This window comes from Sulfurirhabdus autotrophica (assembly GCF_004346685.1).
Classification (GTDB): Bacteria; Pseudomonadota; Gammaproteobacteria; order Burkholderiales; family SMCO01; genus Sulfurirhabdus; species Sulfurirhabdus autotrophica.
Map to the genome: position 1 here is coordinate 607,986 of NZ_SMCO01000001.1, position 19,875 is coordinate 627,860.

Below are 19,875 nucleotides of genomic sequence, written 5' to 3' on the forward strand. Positions count from 1 at the left end.
GAATTTTCAATCATCGGAGTAGACTACATTTCCGCCAATGACACTACCAACGACCGCCCCAATCGCTGTTGCTGCAACTCTGCCGTTTCCCCGGCCCACCTGATTGCCAATTACGCCACCGGCAATCGCGCCAAGTGTCTGCCCAACCAGTCGATCCGATCTTCTACCTGAATAATACGCAGGGCGTTCATAATAACGTGGCTCAGCTTCATAGTAGCGAGGCTCGGCTTCATAGTAGACAGGACGATCCCGGTACACAGTACGCTCACGATACACTACAGGTGGTGCCTGATAGATAACCCGAGGTTCCACATACACTCGTTGCACTTCAACGCGCTCTGCCCTGCGGTGATGATGTTCCCAGTGCTCGTCTTCATCTCTATCATCGTGAGCAAAAGCATTGGCACTAAAAATAGCTGTGAGAATTAATCCTGGAATCAAAAATTTGTTCATACTCTACTCCGGTATTAAATATATGTGGTTTTCCAGAATAACGCTCATGAACGAATTTCGTGTACCTGAAAATAATTAAATCTTTGTAAGAATTAATTGAGCCACAAATGTAGCATCCAACCCTAAAGCCCCGATTTATCCCTATAGCTGGAAAATTGATTGCCAATCTAAATTTATGTTATATAAATAAAACTGTAGATGATGAATGTTTTGAGCTATTTCTTTACTCTACTCTTTAGGAACAAGATAACTAAAAGGATAAAACATGTGTATTGAAAATTCCCGTGTTCATAGGCTGCGTCGATGGAATTGGGATGGTGAGCGAATCATTCATGAATCCATTGTTCCCTCTTCACGGCCTGTCGTAGGGCAACTAACGGGGGGATATGACATCGATGTACGGGAATTTCTGGTAAGCGAAAAAAACGCTACCATGCATCGGACGTTAGAAAAAGATGTTAAAAAATTCATATCAAAACTGGAGGGTGCAACCTGGGAACTATTTAGCTCGCGCGAATCCGGATCATTCGATATGCGAGCCAATGTCATTACACAGTTTGTCTCTGAGAAAATCAAATACCGGGTGACAACAGGGCTTGACCCATGGCAATTTCCAGATGAAACACTAAAACTGCGCTCCGGCGATTGCGAAGACCGCGCACTTCTGATCGCTTCGCTATTGCTTGCCAGCGGTATTAGTTCATTCAATGTGCGGGTTGCACTGGGTACCTTCCGCGCATGGTTTGGGAAAAAACATGAAGATTTCGATCATGTCTGGGTAATGTATAAAGATGAAGCGGGAAAATGGCAAGTAATTGAACCCGCTGCGCATACCACTTTTTCAGAAAAACCTGCTAAAAATACCAGAATGCCCGACACTGCAGAATATATACCCTATTTCATCTTTAATGATGTGCATTTATGGACAATGCAGAATTCCGCTTTGTATGAGGGGAAAGGCGCCATAAAGTTGAAGCGAAACTGGTCGAAACTCAATCCGAAATTTGCTGGATGGGTGCACAAAACCATACTCAATGAGGCACTCACCCCAGACATTTGTCCTGACTGGGTGTTAAAAGCCTTAAACCGCCACTTTACGAGCTTTCTCTGGAAAAGAAGCCTGACTGTAGATGACGTAGATTTACCAGGGAGTTATGATCCCAAAGATCACTTTGATAATGGCTATATTGAAGAAGGCTGGAAGAAAGTGTCTGACCGCTTGAGTCAATTTCAAAAGGGAAGCATACAAAATCTGGATTTATTTCACCAGGCAGCCCATGGTATTGGCGATTTTTATGCACACAGCAGTTATGGGGAATTCGGTGCTATACAAAATGGCAAACTGGCCTTGTATAATTCAGACAATCCCTCGTCAACACTCCCACAACCACCAGATTATGAAGCAGGCTCCGGATTTAATATTGCTTCGGGCAAATTTTCTACTAATACCGCACTATGGAAAGGAAATGCACAAGCTGCATCCGCCTTATGGAAAGGGAAACTCATATCTGGCCGCTATGCACAAAAAATGGACTCACACGGAATAACTGAAGCAATCACCTTTATTCCGGCATCTTTAACAAAAGACAAAAATTTTGCTTTACGAGGATCATTACCCCATCACAACGAAATTGCAGTTGATGAAGATACGGGCAGCAATACGCTCTATGCTGCCAGCAAATTTGCCGCCCAGTATAAACTTAGAAAAGACGCCGCTGTGCGACATATTCGCAAGGCGTTTATTGAAAACTGGAAACCTTGATCAGCGGGTAGGTTGCAGATATTTTCAACACAAACCCGATTTACCAAGTGGAGGATACATGAGAAAACTAAATGGTGTTTATCCGGCGGTAGTCATTGAAAATGTTGACCCCAATGATCTAGGCCGTATAAAAATAAGCATTCCTCATATTGGCGCGTCTGCAGGCCAACACAGCTATGAAACATGGGCACGCTTAGCCACCATGATGGCTGGCTTGAATCGGGGAACATGGTTTATCCCTGACGTGAATGACGAAGTCCTGGTTGCATTCGAAGCTGGAGATATGGCACGCCCTTGTGTAATAGGCAGCTTATGGAACAAGACTAACCCTCCTCCGGAAAAAATGGATCATGACAATAACAAAAAAGTGATACGTTCCAGAAATGGATTGAAGATCACCCTGGATGATTTAAGCACCCAGGAGAGTCTTGTTATCGAAACACCTCAGGGTCAAAAAATCACACTCAAAGATGAACCTGGAGCAATCGAGATAGTAGATAGCAACGGTAACACCGTAGTACTTGCGGCAAACGGCATTACACTCAACTCCAGTACGAAAGTCACTGTCAACGCCAGCCAGGTCGAGATTAATTCAAGTGCATTTAATATAAACGCCGCTATGTCGAAATTCAGCGGTGTTGTGCAGTGCGACACGCTCATCAGCAATAGCGTCATTAGCAACAGCTATTCACCTGGCGCCGGGAATATCTGGTAAAAGCTTGACCATGCAAATTTGAACGTTCATGGCATTATTTTCAGCATTTATTCAATTTTAATTTAATTTATTCACAATTCAATTCCCATTGTTTTACACAATAAAAACGTTATTCAAGTATGGGGGTGAACTAACTTATTCAGCGCAGACCTTAACAATGCACAGGATAATGAAAAATTACTTCCATTTGCGTTGAACCGTCATTGCTCAATGGGTTATGTTTACCCCGTTATTTTTGGATTCCGGGACATTTTTGCCCAATTGAAAACTTTCAATAATTTGCTATTGTTACTTTTATTCATTGTACCAGATAAAAAGCGATTTTTTTCTTGGAAAATCTGCGAAATATGACTGTACAACGAATGATGAAAAAGTCCACTCTGGACAATTCCACTTTATCAAATCAGGTTTGACGCTGTCCTTTTATACATAAAAATGTAGCTAAACCACATTTTTATAATTCACGACACAAGGAGACATGATGAGAAACATGACGAAATTGATTTTGGTACTCCTTCCGGTGATGTTGTTGCAGCATCGAATTTCAGCCAATGCTACTGAAACTTCGGCTCAACCCCCAAACACCCAGTCCAGACCCAGCCAGCAGCCAAGCATAACCGTTCAAGAACTCGCAAAACGTCAAGCCCCTGCGTTGGTTGGCACTGGAGAGGAAGCAAAAAAAAATGCGCTGGCATTTATTGACTGGGCTGGCGCCAGTACCAAATCGCAGGATGAAATTGTACGGAAAATGGTTGCGGGCGCAAGAGAAAATCCCGATATCATCATGGCGTTTTGCGATGAAGCATTTGCCAAGCAGGATGTAGACCATAGTCGTGCATTAGTAGCGCTCAGTTTGATTGGCGAAGCAAGAAGCCAGGCTGGTATGGAATGCATGGTCAAATTTGCAAGACAACCTCTTCCAGAAAAAGGCACGGTGGTAGAAGGCGAAATCATTGAGCGAACCAACCTGGCAATGCTGCAGGCTAAAGCCATTGATGGATTAGCATATTTGCGTAACGAAAAGGCTGATCAATTCGTGGTGGAGGCAGCTGCAAAAAACCCATCCCGCATCGTCAGGGCAGAAGCCATTGCTGCTTACCTCTGGAACCATAATTACGATGCTAAATCCCGGGAGATATTGAAATCGGTTATTCGCAAGGATGAAGTCATTTTTCTGGACAGACTGGTCAAACAGGCCGATGAGCCAAAGGAATCCTTCAACCGAAAGCTCGCCGTCTACCTGAAAACGCATCCGGAAATTATGCCCCCTGGCCCTGAAAAAGCTGAACCACAACCCAAAGAAACAGTTGGCCGGCCACCTAAATTTTAAGGGAGGACATCATGAAAATTTTTCGTATATTACTGGCTGGCTTAATGCTGACATTCGTTTTCCAGAGCTCTGTGGCGCAAGCTGTTTGCAATCAGTCTTCAGCCAGTACGGCTGATAATGATTTATGGAACACCCATGGCTGCTGGCAAGCTTTCTTTCTCTGGTCCTACAAGGCATATGACCAACGCCAGTCTGACTGGAACAACCGTGGCTGGAACGACGCGTGTAACGCCAATATGGAGTTCCCTAAACACTGGAATGCTGCCTATCTTGTGACTTATGGTTTACAAGATGCCAATTGCTGCTCCTGGCATGGCACTACAGACTACCGCAAGCTGGGCGAAGCTGCTGGCAGCAATTTTCACTCAGGTTTGTACCACGATGCAGGTGACGGAACCAGCTTGTTCGGGGGATTTACACCCCATACTTTTGGCGCAGATGAACTGACAACATACTGCCCTTTGTATAACGCTACGTCCGCCAATGGTAACCCTGGAAGCCGCGCGGGTGATTTTATGCATGAAGGGTGGCATGGTTGGTTACATAAGTACAACTGGAACAATGGCTCTTGCGGAGGGCACCGTTGTGGTACACCTGGTGCATGTACAGCAAAAGATGCCTGCGATTACTTCTATTTTCACGGGGTAGGCGCTTTTGCATTTGGTGCATTGTATCAGACAGATGGCACGGCTAACCGATTCCATTCTCCTAATCAGGTCCAAGTAGAGTTTCTTTGCGATGTCGCGGATTACCCGAAATCGTGGGTACCTAATAGCGTACGACAGGCGGCCAGATCAGATGCGGATGCAAGGGCAGCAGCAAGGTTTATTAATGGTCCTGGGTATAAATGCGGGAACCCGCGCCCCTGGTAGGGTAAATGGCACCACTTCTACCGAGTCATCCTTGGGTGAAAACAGCCCAAGGAAATTTCGGGCTGAGGCAAGAACATTGAGCCGTTTAATATAAACGTTTGAACCCATTATTCAAGACTACACCAACCATTCCAAACTATTGTTGGGTAGCGTTCACTATTATCGAGCACCTTGGGGAGTTTTGAAGAGCAATGTGGCAAGTTCGGCTTTATTATGCACACTACATTTTTTGAAAATGGTGGCAATATGACTTCGAACCGTGTTTTCTGCTATTGAAAATTTTGCGGAAATATCATGATAGTTTTCACCGTGGGCGTAGCATTGTGCGATTTGCAACTGTTTCTTTCCGAGCATATCCAGCCTGTTCAGTTCACGTACCTGAACGAGTACCATCTCATCTATCACTTGCGCACTTATGGAGATATTTTCACCCCGATAGGGCTGCTTTTGGGTCTGTAATGGCTTCAATTCAAAAGGTAATTTATTGCTACGCCAGGAAGACCATTCTGTTTTAATGAGATGAAAAAATGCAGCCTCAGCTTCAATTAGCACGCCGCGTGAATTGCACAAAGCCACAGCCTGTTTGGATCTCTGCAAAGTGTGCGGCAAGTCAAATTGCCGCATGTACCCGATTCGGCTTAACCTATGGGCTTCAGCAATGTGTGGCAGCAGGCGCTCTAAAGTCTTCCTTTCTACTTCGGTAAAAAAATGATGGGGTGATTTGCGCCATAATGACATAAAGCAAACCAAACCCGGCATAGTTTCATTCCAACAGGTGGACAACACCTGTTGCGCTCCCCACTGTCGCGCAAATTCTTTGTAGCCAGCCGGTTTAATATTCGCTTCGTGGCTTAGCAAGTCAGCCAGATTGATAACTTGTCCAGAATCGCTACGTACCGCATCAGCCAAAAAATCCTCATGCTGAAAATCAGCCAGACAATCCTCGATCTCACGCTTTGACTGGTGGTAGAGATGCACATCCACAATGGATTCAGGCAATTCGCCACTTCGGCCCCACACGCCTAAGTCAAATGGAATCAGCTTTGACAGCGAATCAAAAATATTAGTCTGAAAATAGGCTAATGGCCACTCTGTTGACCCGCGATAAATACTACGAATAAATTCATCGCAATGCATTGCTGCTTCCTTTTCGATATGAATTGACCAGTCAATATCACTATAGCAATTGAATTGCGAAATTAATATGCTGTCGGTTTTTTTTACACAGTTGCCATGAATACTCAAATTCCAACTAATACATTTGCATTAGTTAAGAGTATTAATTACGAATAAAAATTAATAAAAATCAATAAAAACAATATGTAAATGAATTAACTTAAAATTTGACGACTGCGTTAACAAAATGCTTATGATTTAACTTAACTATTTGTTAATCATACTTAATAAAAAAATGGCATATTTTTTGCTTAACTTTTTTACGAGTTTATTTTATTACAATAAACAATAAGTTGGAGCAGTAATCATGAGAAATCCGATCAATCACCCTTTGAAGAAGTCAGTCATCGCCGTAGTTTCCGCTCTTGCTGTTATGGGGGTACCAACATATGCAACTGCAGCCAGTTGCACTTGGAACCCAGTGACTGGAAACTGGAGCACCGCGAGCAATTGGTCATGCGGAATCGTGCCGACCGGCCCAGCGGCTGACAGCGCTTCCATCGGCGCGAGCAAAGTGGTGACCGTCAACACGGCACAATCAATTTTCACCCTGAGCAACGTTGGCGGCATCAATATCGACGCGTTTTCACTGACGCTGCAAGGTGGCGGCAGCACTACCAACACCGGCACCATCAATGTCGGCGGACCGAGCACGGCGGCACTCCAAGTTGGTGCTAGTCACAATATCAATAACACCAGCGGCGTTATCAATGTCGGCAACGGCAGTGTGATCAACCAGTTTGGAAGCTCCATCACCGGCGGCACGATCAACACCACCGGCACAGGCAAACTGGTGGCGTCCAACAGCAGTGCCAACTTCCTCAACGGCGTCTCCCTCAGCGGCAACCTTGACTTGGCGAGCGGCACGAGCGTCGAGCGAGTGGTCGGCGGCCTGACGCTCAATGGCACGGTCAACATTGGCAACAACAGCATTCTCGCGCCCCAGGGCGACCAAACCATCGGTGGCTCCGGGACCATCTTCTTCGCCGATGCCAATAGCAGCAACCGTCTCAACGTCGAGGCCGGCAACCTGACGCTGGGCAGCGGCATCACAGTGCGCGGAAATACCGGCATCATTGGCCAGCAGGCCTTCGTCGGCGGCGCGGCTTCCCTGACCAACAACGGCACCATCGCCGCCGACGTGGCCGGTGGCACCATTACCCTCGGTGTCAACGGCACCGTTACCAACAACGGCACCCTGACCGCCTTGAATGGCGGCACGCTGGTGCTCAACAACAGCATCGTGGGCAACCTCGGCAGCCAGATCACGGTCGGCGCCGGCAGCACCATTCTGCAGAACGGCGTTACTCTCAACGGCGTGATCAACAACGCCGGCACCGGCTCGTTCCGAACCAGCAACAACGGCAACAACTACCTGAACGCGGCGACCTTCACCGGCGTGCTTGATCTGGCGTCGGCGACGGGCGTCGAGCGCGTGGTCGGCGGCCTGACGCTCAATGGCACGGTCAACATTGGCAACAACAGCATTCTCGCGCCGCAGGGCGACCAGACCATCGGTGGCTCCGGCAACATCGTCTTTGCCGACGGCTACAGCAGCAACCGCCTCAACGTCGAGGCCGGCAATCTGACCCTGAACAGCGGCATCACAGTGCACGGAAATACCGGCACCATCGGCTCGCAGGCCTTCGTCGGCGGCGCGGCTTCCCTGACCAACAACGGCACCATCGCGGCCGACGTGGCCGGTGGTACCATTACCCTCGGTGTCAACGGCACCGTTACCAATAACGGTACCCTGACCGCCTTGAATGGCGGTACGCTGGTACTCAACAACAGCATCGTGGGTAACCTCGGCAGCCAGATCACGGTCGGCGCCGGCAGCACCATTCTGCAGAATGGCGTCACCCTCAACGGCGTGATCAACAACGCCGGCACCGGCTCGTTCCGAACCAGCAACAACGGCAACAACTACCTGAACGCGGCGACCTTCACCGGCGTGCTTGATCTGGCGTCGGCGACGGGCGTCGAGCGCGTGGTCGGCGGCCTGACGCTCAATGGCACGGTCAACATTGGCAACAACAGCATTCTCGCGCCCCAGGGCGACCAGACCATCGGCGGCACCGGGACCATCTTCTTCGCCGATGCCAATAGCAGCAACCGCCTCAACGTCGAGGCCGGCAATTTCATTCTCGGCAGCGGCATCACAGTGCGCGGAAATACCGGCATCATTGGCCAGCAGGCCTTCGTCGGCGGCGCGGCTTCCCTGACCAACAACGGCACCATCGCCGCCGACGTGGCCGGTGGCGCGATCACGATCCAGGTTAACGGCCTCACCACCAACAACGGCACACTGGCCGCACAAAACGGCGGTACGCTAAATCTGAACTCCAGCATTGCCGGCAACACCGGCAGCCAGATCCTGGCCGGTGCCGGCAGCGTGGTGAATCAGAATGGCGTCACCATCAGCGGCGACATGAACCTGACTGGTTCCGGCTCGTTCCGCGCCAGCAACAGCGGAAGCAACGTTCTCAGTGGCGTTACCCTGAGTGGCGCGCTGGACCTGGCATCGGCCACTGGCATCGAGCGCCTTGCCGGCGGACTGACGCTGAATGGCTCAACCATCAATATCGGCAACAACAGCACCTTCGCGCCCCAGGGCGACCAGACCATCGGCGGCACCGGGACCATCTTCTTCGCCGACGCCAATAGCAGTAACCGGCTGAATGTCGAAGCCGGCAATCTCATTCTTGGCCCCGGTATCACGGTGCGCGGCGGCAACGGCGTTATCGGCCAGCAGAGCTTCGCCGGCGGTGCGGCCACGCTGACCAACCAGGGTGTGATCGCCGCCGATGTCAATGGCCGCAGCATCAGCCTGAGCGTCAACGGTTCGGTTATCAACCAGAGCACCATGCGGGCGCAAAACGGCGGACAATTGATCCTCAATACCGGCGGCGGCTACGACAACAGCGCCGGCACGATACTCGCCGATGTCGGCAGCTCGGTGCTACTCAACAGCGCCATTGTCACAGGCGGCTCGCTCAACAGCAACGGCAATGGCAAGTTCATTGCGAACAACAGTAGCACTAACTTACTCAACGGCGTCACCCTCAACGGTGTGCTGGACATGGCTACGGCCACCGGCATCGAGCGCATCACCGCTAACGGCATGGTGCTGAACGGTACGATCAACATCGGCAACAATAGCATCCTCGCGCCTCAGGGCAACCAGACGATCTCAGGCACCGGCAATATCGTATTCGCCGATGCCAATAGCAGCAACCGACTGAACGTCGAAGCTGGCAATCTCGTCATCGGCTCGGGCGTCACCGTTCACGGGCAGACCGGCATCATCGGCCAGCAGGCCTACGCTGGCGGTGCCGCGACGCTGACCAATAATGGCACTTTCAATGCCGACGCCGGCGGCACGATCACTGTAAACGTCAATGGAGCGTTGACCAACAACGGCACGATGCGGGCCCAGAATGGCACGCTGACGATCCAGAACGCTTTAACAGGCTCTGGTACGCTACGAGTCGATCCAACCGGGATAATCAATCTGACAAATGCAGTAAATACCCAAGGTCAACTAGTGATGGGCGCTGCTGGTTCGACACTTAATATGGGTACCCAAAACCTAACCATCAACAACGACTACACCAACGTCGCCGCCGGCTCGGGCAACAGTTTTAATCGGCGCGCCGGCGTCTCCGGTGCCGGCTTGATCCTCGCAGGCGGCAACGCCGCGCAGGCAATCACTGGCGCCGGGGTGAGCAACGGCAGCACTGCCAATGCTACGCTGACGCTCGGTAATGTGCGCGTTGGCAGCACCACTTTTAATTACCAGGTTGCCAACACTGGAAGTACCGGACCAACCCTACGCGGTGCGATCCAGACCAATGTCAACGGTGCCAACCTCACCGACTCGCGGCTTAGTGGCGCTGGTGTGACAGCCAGCAACTACAATACTGGCGCACCAGGCAGCAATACCGGCAACATCGGTGTCACCTTTACCGCAGCCAGCGCCGGAGCACTGGCGCCCCTCAGCGGCCAAGTGTTAAACCTAAGCAGCAACTTTGATAATATCGCAAATCAGAAACTCAACATCGTTCTCGGCGCGGGTGCAGCGGCCTATAACGCTGCGAACGGCAATGCAACGCCCAACCCAGTTATTGTGGCAAACCAACGCATTGGCGACAGCAACACCGCTGGGGTGACGGTTGCCAATACCGCTGCGTCTGGCAGCTTCAGCGAAGACCTGCTCGCCAGCATCGGCGGATCCAGCGGCGCTGCCAGCGGCAGCGGCAGTATCGCAGGCCGCTTAGCTGGCACCAACAACACAGGAACAGGTGCAATTTCCGTGTCCGTCAACACCGCAACGGCGGGTGCAAAAACCGGCACCGTTACGCTGGACTACAGTACCGCAGGGGCCGTCAATGGAGTCAGCAATGGCCTAGGTATCACCAGTGTTGGCAACCAATCAGTTACTGTGAACGGCAACGTCTACCGCATAGCTCAAGGCGCCACCACGCCCACACCGATCAACTTTGGCAACCGCCACGTAGGCGATGTCGCAAGTCAGGTCCTGACCGTACAGAACACTGCTACAAATGATGGCTTCTCCGAAAAGCTCAATGCCAGCTTTGGTGCCAATACCGGTGCCGCAACCAATAATGGTGGCAGTATCAGCCTGCTGTCGGCAAGTGGCAGCAACGCCAGTGCCATGAGCGTAGGAATGGACACCAGCAGCGCCGGTACCAAGAGTGGCAGCGCAACACTGAACTATGCTTCTGATGGCACAGGCACCAGTGGTTTGTCTGCCATTGCAGCGGGGAACCAGACGATCAACCTGACAGGCAACGTCTATCGCCTGGCTTCTGCCAATACCCTCGGCGCCATCAACTTCGGCAACGTCCATGTCGGTGATACCGTGCAACAGGCACTGAATATCGCCAATACAGCGGTCAATGACGGCTTCTCCGAGAAGCTTAACGCCAGCTTTGGTACCAGTTCGGATGGCCGTATCACTACCAGCGGCAGCATCAGCCAACTGGCAGCAGGCTCCAGCAACAACAGCAGCATGATCGTAGGCCTCAACACCGGTGTTGCAGGTGTGGTTAACGGCACACAGACGGTCAACTTTGCTTCCGACGGCACCGGTACCAGTGGCCTGGGAATTACAGGTCTGGCTTCGCAAATCATCGGCGTCAGCGGTGACATCACCACCAGCGGCAGCGTGTTCCGTCTGGCCAGCGCCAGCGCTGCAGCACCGAACCCGGTCAGCTTCGGTAATGTGCGTGTTGGCACAGCCACTGATCAGGTGCTGACCATCAGCAACAGCGCGATTAATGACGGCTTCTCCGAGAAACTCAACGCCAGCATCAGCTCCAACAGCGCGCCTGTGACCGCCACCGGCGCATTCAACCTATTGGGTCCGCAAGCAACAGATAGCACCAATCTGCATGTCGGTATCGACACCAGCAGTGCCGGTGCCAAGAACGGTAGCGCGACCATTGCACTGGTTTCTGACGGCACCGGCACCAGCAATCTGGGAACGACTAATCTGCCTTCGCAAACAGTTAACGTTTCTGGCAATGTCTACCGCCTGGCAAGCCCAACACTGAATACATCCAATGTTTCGCTGGTTGCCCGTGTTGGTGATACTGCGCCAAGTGCTAACGTGAGTGTAACAAACAGTTCACCCGACAGCTTTACCGAAGGCCTGAAAGCCAGTATCGGGGGCACAGCTTCACCCTTTACCAGTAGCGGTTCCATCGCCAATCTGGCAGCGCAAGGGACCGATGCATCCAGTCTGAAAGTGGGATTGAATACCGCCACGGCGGGTACCTCTACAGGAACCGCCACGGTAAATTACATTTCCACGGGTGCCGGCACGACCAATGCTGCTGATGTATCAATCGGCAGCGCAGCCGTCAATTTGATCGGCAAGGTGTATCAGCAGGCTGTCGCTCAAGTCAATACGCTAGCGGTTAATTTTGGGATCGTGCATCGTGGAGACAGCGTTTCTCCGATTGCGGTGAGCGTCACCAATGCCGCACCTGCAGCGGGCTTGAACGATACGCTGCAAGGTACATTCGCTGGCGCAGGAGGTGTTTTTTCCGCCTCTGGTAATCTGGGGGCTGGCCTGGGAGCCAGTGTGACTGACAGCAGCAGCCTGAAGGTCGGACTCAACACCAGTGCTAACGGCTTATTTAGTGGTTCAGCTACGGCAACATTTGTGAGCCACGATGCCGATCAGTCGGATCTGGTGCTAGGTGGGGTACCGGTCACGCTCGGCGCACAGGTGAATGACTATGCGAAAGCGGATTTAGCTAAAGCGGGGGGTGAGGGTAGCCTGGCACGCACGGGACAACAAATCGTGCTGGACTTTGGTAGCCTGATACTGGGCTCTGGTATGCACAGCGCCAGCCTGAATGTGCTGAATAATGTTATAGGGTATGCGGATTTGCTGGATGGCATTTTCAGCTTTATTGATGCGAATGACTTTTTGTTCAGCGGCTTTAATACGTTCTCTGACTTGGCGGCTGGCGGGCAGCAAAGCGGTTTGGGTGTGGCTTTCGATGCGTCTGGTCTTGGCAGTTTCAGTGACAGCATTTTGCTGGCTTCATTGGGACATAACGCAAGCGGTTACTCAGGTGCTTTGGGAGATATTACCCTGCTGATCAAAGCCAATGTGATTGCTCAGGGGGGCAGCGTGCCTGAACCGGAAAGCCTATTATTGATGGCTATTGGTCTGCTCGCATTACTGGTGTCGCGCCGTCGCATCCAGCTTCATTAAAACAGTTGGCGTTACAATATAATACGGTTGCATATAACTTGTAGCCGTTGTAGTGTTAAACTTCTAGAATAATAATTATGGGGGTGTTATGCAGGGGAATAAACAGACTTTCTTAACGGTGGGCAGCAGCATTTTTTTGCTGCTTGTGATTGTCAACATTAGCCTGTTTATGAGCAATCAAGCTGTTCAGAATCAAATAACAGAACGTGCTCAGTACATTCAGCAAAGTTTACAGTTAGAGAAAATTTATCAACCTTTGGTGCATGCACTAGCCGATTTGGCTGCCAATCGTCACGATGCCCAGATTAACGCCTTGTTAAATGAGCAGGGCATCAGTGTTACAGTGACGCCTCCAACGGCACAACCTGCCCCTACAAAAAAACGACAAGGATAAACATGGAACCTGACATGACCCACAACCAGTCTGGATCATTGGTACTGCCCATGATACTGCTAACCATTGCACTGATTATATGGGCGGTTTTCCAGAGCGTTCAGCTTTATAAAGAGCGGCAAAATTTAAAACTATCTTTTGATAATCAAGAACAGCTCATTGTAAATGGCAAGAAAATGCGAACCCAGCTTGATGCTATTGCTGCCGGTACCAAGCGCCTGGCAGATCAGGGTAACGCCAATGCACAATTAATTGTGCAACAGCTGGCAAAAAACGGTATCAGTATCAACCCTAATCAACAGGCTGCTGCACTTAAGTAATACGTTGGAATGATTCGTCTGAAATAGATGGCTAGTAAATAAGGCCTCTTCAAATGCACTTAGCTGAGGCCTTTAAGATACAACCCAGATTGCGTACAGATAAAATTGAAGTCCGATTTAAGCTGCTGGACAGACCGTACTTTGGGTAAATCATGATTGGCTGAAAGCTTTCGAGAGCAGGTTTTCGCGAGTAACATATTTTCACTATAAAAAGCCTGCTTGATAATCACCCCAGACGATTATCCGCCGGATGATACAACGGGTCTTCCAGCACGTTCACTTCGATCATGTCTTTGGCCTTATCCAGCAATTCCAGACAATCCGGGCTCAAATGGCGCAAATGTAATTTTTTGCCCAGTTGTGTGTAGCGTTCTGCCAACAAATCGATTGCTTCAAGCGCAGAATGATCTTTTACCCGTGCATTTTTGAAATCTATCACCACTTCTACCGGGTCGTCCTTGGGTGAAAACAGCCCAATGAAATTCTGGGTCGAAGCAAAGAACAATGAACCGTGCAAGTCATATACTTTCCAGCCATGTTCTTCGGTACTGACATGCACTTCAATGGTTTTGGCATGTTGCCACGCGAACACTAAAGCAGAGATGATTACCCCTGCAATGACGGCAACAGCAAGATCCGTCAGTACTGTCACTACCGCAACAGTCACTACTACCAGAACATCAGATGTCGGTACCTTGCCAAACAGTCGTAAACTCCCCCACTCAAATGTTTTTTCCGATACTACGAACATTAGCCCGATCAGTGCGGCCAGCGGAATCATCTCGATCCATGTGGATGCAAACAAGATAAAGCTCAGCAAAAATAACGCAGCAGCAATGCCGGAAATATTTTTAACCGCACCATTGGTTACGTTGATCATGCTTTGACCGATCATTGCGCAACCACCCATACCGCCGAAAAACCCGGTCACAACGTTGGCAACACCCTGCCCTAAACAGGCGCGATTCGGTTTGCCGCGGGTCTGGGTCATGTCATCGATAAGGTTAAGCGTTAACAATGATTCGATCAAACCGATACCGGCCAGAATCAGACTGTAGGGGAAAATAATACTCAATGTGTGCCAATCAAACGGTACATTCGGCAGATAAAACTCCGGCAATCCGCCTTTGATGGAGGCAAGATCCCCCACAGTCCTGGTATCTACTCCGAAAAAAATCACCAGCGCTGAAACCGCCACAATCGCTGCCAACGTAGAAGGAATGACTTTAGTCAGTTTAGGCAACAAATAGATGATTGCCATTGTTAGTGCGATCAAACCCAGCATGATAGAAAGCGGTGCACCTTGCATCCAGCTTAACGTTCCATCCGGGTTGGCAACTTTGAAGTGCCCCATCTGTGCGAGAAAAATCACGATAGCCAATCCATTCACAAACCCCAGCATTACCGGATGCGGCACCATTCGAATGAATTTACCGAACTTCAGCAATCCGAAGGCTATTTGCAGCACTCCCATTAGCACTACGGTTGCAAACAAATATTCCACACCATGCTGAACCACCAATGCCACCATCACCACTGCCAATGCTCCGGTTGCGCCGGAAATCATACCTGGGCGACCACCGATAAGCGATGTAATCAGGCTCACCATAAAAGCGGCATACAATCCTACCAACGGATGCACATGAGCCACAAACGCAAACGCGATAGCCTCTGGAACCAGCGCCAACGCCACGGTCAGTCCGCTCAACACATTGATTTTAACTTCTGAAAAATTTTGTGGGTTCATACAAAGCCTTGAGAAAATCAGACCCATTCAAAATCATGGATGGGAATTTGTATTATTGGATTGTTGCAATGGAAATGCACCGACAACTCTATGCGGCGCATCATAAAATGAGAGAAACGCAAAAACTGTATTGCAGTTTCTAAACGATTGAAAAAGATTATTTCAGGCCAAATTTTACAGGCCACCACGGTAATGCGCAAATAATGCCAATTTCATCTAACCTGAGGCGCTCAAGATAAACCAAAATTTAGATAATATCGGCCAAAAATGGCCAACTGATCAATATCCTCGCGCGACGCCTTCCCTGCGTGGATCAGCCCCCCCTGCCCACCCATTTTTCACCCGCACAATACCATGCAAACCACTGTTCGCTTCACTGACTTTTACTGTGTGCCCCATGGCTTGTAACGGCAACTGCAGCATTTCCAATGATGATCCTTTTTCTAATTCAGTTGGCCCATTGCGGCTGCCAAAATTAGGCAAATCAATCGCTTGTTGCATAGTCAGCTTCCAATCAATAATCCCGATTATCGTTTTGACTACATATCCGATTATGGAACTCCCTCCAGGTGAGCCGACCAAACCAACCAGATTATTCTGATTATCAAAAATCAAGGTAGGTGCCATCGAGCTGCGGGGGCGTTTTCCCGGCTCTACACGATTTGCCACAGGTTTGCCCTCTTCTTCCGGATTGAACGAAAAATCAGTCAGCTCGTTGTTCAACAAAAATCCATCAACCATATGCCGGCTTCCGAATGCATCTTCGATAGAGGCCGTCATGGACACAGCATTCCCCCATTTATCAACAATTGAAAAGTGGCTGGTGGAAGGAAGCTCCAAAGCATTATCCTGCCCCAGTACAGACGACACGGTACCTGAAGGTGTTCCTGGTTCGGCTTTGCCCATGGACTGATCCAGACTGATAAGCGCAGCCCGCTTTGTCAGATAAGCCTTATCAAGCAATCCCGCTACAGGCGCATTCACAAAATCACTGTCAGCCAGATACTGATTGCGGTCCGCAAAAGCCAAACGCTCTGCTTCACTGATCAGATGCACTGCGGCTGTAGAACCAGGCCGAAGTGCGGCAACATCAAACTGGTCTAAAATACCCAGGATTTGCAGTGCAGTAATGCCGCCAGAGCTGGGTAATGGCATACCACATAGCTTATAGGAACGATAACTACCACATACTGCAGTGCGTACCTTGGCTTTATAATTGGCGAGATCGGCTTCTGTCATCTGCCCGGCATTAGTAGGGTGTGCTTGTACTGTAGCAACAATATCTTTAGCTATCTTTCCTGTATAAAAAGCGTTTGCGCCCCCTTTTGCCACTTTGCGCAACACACGCGCCAACTGCAGATTTTTGCGATTTTCTCCGATTTTAAGCGGAGAGCCATCAGCGTGATAAAAATATTCCCGTGAAGCAGTCTGCAAAGGCAGATATTTGTCACGCGCTATCAAAGCATGCAGCCGTGGTGATACAGCAAACCCTTTTTCGGAAAGCGCAATCGCTGGCCCAAAAAGCGTTGCCCACGGCAATTTACCATGGCGTTTATGCGCCATTTCAAGCATACGTAAATCACCCGGCACCCCCACGGATTTCCCTCCAATTACAGCATCGTAAAAAGGTAACGGCATGTCATTTTCCCCTATGAACATATCGGGTGTAGCCGCTGCAGGTGCCGTTTCTCGACCATCAAACGTCTCAACCTTTGCTTGATTTTTTTGGTAGTAAAGCATAAATGCCCCACCGCCAATACCTGAAGATTGTGGCTCAACCAACGTTAGCACCATATGCACTGCAATTGCAGCATCTACAGCTGAACCACCTCGTTTCAGCATTTGAATGCCAGCATCTACGGCCAAAGGGTTGGCAGCAACCACCATGGCATGTTTTGCAAAAACATCATGCCGTTTCTGCAAACCTGTTGCAGCTTCTGGTGCGTGATTCAGATCATCTGCAACCGCGGTTAAACTAAGACTGATTATGAGTATGGCCAGGGAAAACGGCTTGAGAAATAAAAATCTTGTTTTCATAATTGCATCCGAATAATTCAAAAATGAAATAAAAAATGGGAAACTGATGAAGTTTCCCATTTTCAGGAATCATGATGAATTAAGATAACACATTCACCAATTTAGATATTTAATGCAATGTTGGCTCTACACCACAGCACTGTTTAAATTTTTTGCCACTGCCACAGGGGCAGGGATCATTGCGACCAACCTTGGGTGCATCGCGTGTAATGGAATTCTGAGGGGTGCGCTGAATTTGCCAAAAACGATAGAGGTCATTAATAGTAGATAGAAAATCTTCTTGCGCCATAGCAATGGCCTTTTCTTCATCTTTTTTGGATAACCAAGGCTCATTGTGCTTTTCAGCATCATCCTTTAGCATCCCGCTCAACAGAAAAAAGGCTTCCATTTTTTCACTTAAATCAGGAGCAAACTCACCTGCGGCTTCAATCCAGTTTATCTCACCAATTTGCGTGCCATAAACATATGCTTCACACCAGGCAGCATAATCCAGCTCTTCCGATTCATCATCCATCTCGTAAAGTATGAGATCAAACTCTTCGTCATTTTGCAAAGCGGAAGCAATCGTATTGTAAAACTTCATCAATAAATCCAGTACGGTTTCCGCCTGCGCGGCTGACTCATACTCGGGTGAATCACCTAATGCTGCAGGTATCCATATACTTGGAGGAATGAGGTCCGGGCCACTTGCGACAGCACATAAAAAACCTTGAAGATAGTCCAGAGTCATGGCTTCATTATTGAAAATATCTGAAGCCAAAAGATCTTCCAGCTGGTCTGTTTCTTGTTCGGTAATATTCTTGGATTCCATAACAGGCCTATACAGAGTGATGATGAGTGCAATACGATTAATTACAACACGTTAAAAGAGGTGAAAACCCTATTCTTATACGAATAACGTGTCGATTTTAGATTTAGCTGAGCTACATTATCACATCAATAGCTCCTAACTGCGATTGATTTTACAACTGAATTTTTTTAGCGCCCCTAAACATCGCTTCGCAACCAGGAAACGCCGAGCAGAGCAAGCTGTTTAAACGTTTAATCATCAGCAAAGCCCCGTCATGAGTAATTTACCAGAAACTTATCAGCTAAGACTTCTCTCAACCATTATGAGTCGCAGAATTATTGATCAATATAATCAACCTGCAAATTTCAAATAGCGAAGGTGTACTGCAGAATTAGCACGCCAGTATATTATATCTATTCGGGATACAAGTTTTACGTTTGAGGTTGATAGCGTAAACCAGCTGGTTGTATACGTTAAACACTCGGAGTACGATACTTATATCAGGTTCAAGGCTGTCATGTTGCCTGTGCAAAGACTGAACAAGCAACAAAGCGAATCAAAAATGCTTAAACCGGGAAATTCATCAGGCACTGTCCATATAACTGCATACCAGTGCCAGTCAGCTTCTTTTACTCAAAGCGCACAGGGAGTTTGTTATGCATAAGCGCAATCGCATTTTTATCACCATCAGCTTGATCTATGGGATGCTGGGTGGTCTTATCGCACTAACCCGGCTCATTGACCCAAACCTTATACCTGGTAATGTCCCACGCGCGCACGGGCACATCATGCTGCTTGGATTTTTTCTGATGTTTATTTACGGTGTCGGATTGCACGTTCTTCCTCGTTTCTCAGGGTTTCCACTGTATTCAGAACGCATGGCTAATTGGCAACTCTATTCCGCCAATGCTGGTCTGCCTATCATGGTCGCTGGATGGCTTGCCATGATAAATTGGTTAGTGTTGATTGGTGGAATAGTATCGTATGCTGCAATCGTGATGTTCGGCGTGAATATGCTGCTAACAGTAAAAGCAAAAGGGCCTGGGAGATGAGTGGTTATGTCTGAATATCGTGGCTGTGAAATGCCTGAAGATTTATATTATGACCTGGATTATGTATGGGTTAGGCCGGAAGGTGATGGCACATATACCATTGGCCTCACTGATCCCTCGCAAACCATGTCCGGAAAAGTGCAATACGTTTGGATTAAAGAAATTGGGACACATCGCGCATGGAAAAAACCCTTGGCGCGAATTGAATCAGGTAAATGGGCAGGTGGTATTCCTGCGCCCTTTGAAGGGGTAGTTGTAGCGCGAAACCAGAAAGTACTCGATAGCCCCAATCTGCTTAATATTGCACCTTACACTGATGCCTGGTTGGTAGTGATGAAACCGGATGATCCAGTAAAAGCATTGGAACATCTTAAAACAGGGAACGAAGCTCAAGAAGCACTGCGTAAATGGATTGATCGTTATGATGTGCAATGCATGCGCTGCCAGGACTAGTTTCGTATGCATTCCCACTA

The 19,875-nt window shown here is 49.0% G+C and carries 14 protein-coding genes; 9 read left to right on the top strand and 5 right to left on the bottom strand.

Features of this window, described 5'->3' with window-relative positions; all coding sequences use genetic code 11:
* Positions 1-6: 6 nt before the first annotated feature.
* Complete coding sequence (locus EDC63_RS02970) at positions 7-453, bottom strand: glycine zipper 2TM domain-containing protein (RefSeq protein ID WP_124947461.1); 447 nt, start codon at positions 451-453, stop codon at positions 7-9.
* A 265-nt stretch (positions 454-718) separates the two neighbouring features.
* Between EDC63_RS02970 and EDC63_RS02975 the strand changes: the two genes are divergently transcribed.
* From EDC63_RS02975 to EDC63_RS02990, 4 genes are all read left to right on the top strand, one after another.
* Complete coding sequence (locus EDC63_RS02975) at positions 719-2,215, top strand: transglutaminase domain-containing protein (RefSeq protein ID WP_124947460.1); 1,497 nt, start codon at positions 719-721, stop codon at positions 2,213-2,215.
* 58 nt (positions 2,216-2,273) lie between these two features.
* A complete protein-coding gene (locus EDC63_RS02980; RefSeq protein WP_223248400.1) occupies positions 2,274-2,930 on the top strand; it encodes a phage baseplate assembly protein V in 657 nt (218 codons plus the stop codon).
* Between the two features lie 490 nt (positions 2,931-3,420).
* Complete coding sequence (locus tag EDC63_RS02985; protein ID WP_124947458.1) at positions 3,421-4,260, top strand: hypothetical protein; 840 nt, start codon at positions 3,421-3,423, stop codon at positions 4,258-4,260.
* 11 nt (positions 4,261-4,271) lie between these two features.
* Positions 4,272-5,132: a hypothetical protein gene (locus EDC63_RS02990; RefSeq protein ID WP_124947457.1), complete on the top strand. Its 861-nt coding sequence runs from the start codon at positions 4,272-4,274 to the stop codon at positions 5,130-5,132.
* 159 nt (positions 5,133-5,291) lie between these two features.
* On the opposite strand, the gene EDC63_RS02995 is transcribed toward EDC63_RS02990, so the two are convergent.
* The gene (locus EDC63_RS02995; protein ID WP_124947456.1) at positions 5,292-6,269 is read right to left on the bottom strand and encodes a helix-turn-helix transcriptional regulator; all 978 of its coding nucleotides are present in this window, start codon (positions 6,267-6,269) and stop codon (positions 5,292-5,294) included.
* Between the two features lie 346 nt (positions 6,270-6,615).
* On the opposite strand from EDC63_RS02995, the gene EDC63_RS03000 reads away from it, so the two are divergent.
* The 3 genes from EDC63_RS03000 to EDC63_RS03010 all read left to right on the top strand — a co-directional run bounded on the left by EDC63_RS03000 (position 6,616) and on the right by EDC63_RS03010 (position 13,776).
* Complete coding sequence (locus EDC63_RS03000; RefSeq protein WP_124947455.1) at positions 6,616-13,062, top strand: choice-of-anchor D domain-containing protein; 6,447 nt, start codon at positions 6,616-6,618, stop codon at positions 13,060-13,062.
* An 88-nt stretch (positions 13,063-13,150) separates the two neighbouring features.
* A complete protein-coding gene (locus EDC63_RS03005; RefSeq protein ID WP_124947454.1) occupies positions 13,151-13,456 on the top strand; it encodes a hypothetical protein in 306 nt (101 codons plus the stop codon).
* A 2-nt stretch (positions 13,457-13,458) separates the two neighbouring features.
* Positions 13,459-13,776 (top strand): hypothetical protein, encoded by a 318-nt coding sequence (locus tag EDC63_RS03010; RefSeq protein ID WP_124947453.1) that lies wholly within the window; start codon positions 13,459-13,461, stop codon positions 13,774-13,776.
* A gap of 226 nt (positions 13,777-14,002) precedes the next feature.
* Here EDC63_RS03010 and EDC63_RS03015 read toward each other — a convergent pair whose 3' ends face one another.
* The 3 genes from EDC63_RS03015 to EDC63_RS03025 all read right to left on the bottom strand — a co-directional run bounded on the left by EDC63_RS03015 (position 14,003) and on the right by EDC63_RS03025 (position 18,371).
* Positions 14,003-15,523: a SulP family inorganic anion transporter gene (locus EDC63_RS03015; protein ID WP_124947452.1), complete on the bottom strand. Its 1,521-nt coding sequence runs from the start codon at positions 15,521-15,523 to the stop codon at positions 14,003-14,005.
* 279 nt (positions 15,524-15,802) lie between these two features.
* A complete protein-coding gene (gene ggt, locus EDC63_RS03020; RefSeq protein WP_132920879.1) occupies positions 15,803-17,560 on the bottom strand; it encodes a gamma-glutamyltransferase in 1,758 nt (585 codons plus the stop codon).
* A 109-nt stretch (positions 17,561-17,669) separates the two neighbouring features.
* Positions 17,670-18,371, bottom strand: a complete 702-nt coding sequence (locus tag EDC63_RS03025) for a UPF0149 family protein (RefSeq protein WP_124947451.1) — start codon at positions 18,369-18,371, stop codon at positions 17,670-17,672.
* 635 nt (positions 18,372-19,006) lie between these two features.
* Here EDC63_RS03025 and EDC63_RS03030 point away from each other — a divergent pair.
* Together EDC63_RS03030 and EDC63_RS03035 are read left to right on the top strand one after the other, a co-directional pair.
* Positions 19,007-19,402 carry a hypothetical protein gene (locus EDC63_RS03030; RefSeq protein WP_124947450.1) on the top strand — a complete coding sequence of 132 codons (396 nt, stop codon included), beginning with the start codon at positions 19,007-19,009 and terminating at the stop codon, positions 19,400-19,402.
* A 6-nt stretch (positions 19,403-19,408) separates the two neighbouring features.
* The gene (locus EDC63_RS03035; RefSeq protein ID WP_223248397.1) at positions 19,409-19,855 is read left to right on the top strand and encodes a hypothetical protein; all 447 of its coding nucleotides are present in this window, start codon (positions 19,409-19,411) and stop codon (positions 19,853-19,855) included.
* Positions 19,856-19,875: the final 20 nt, after the last annotated feature.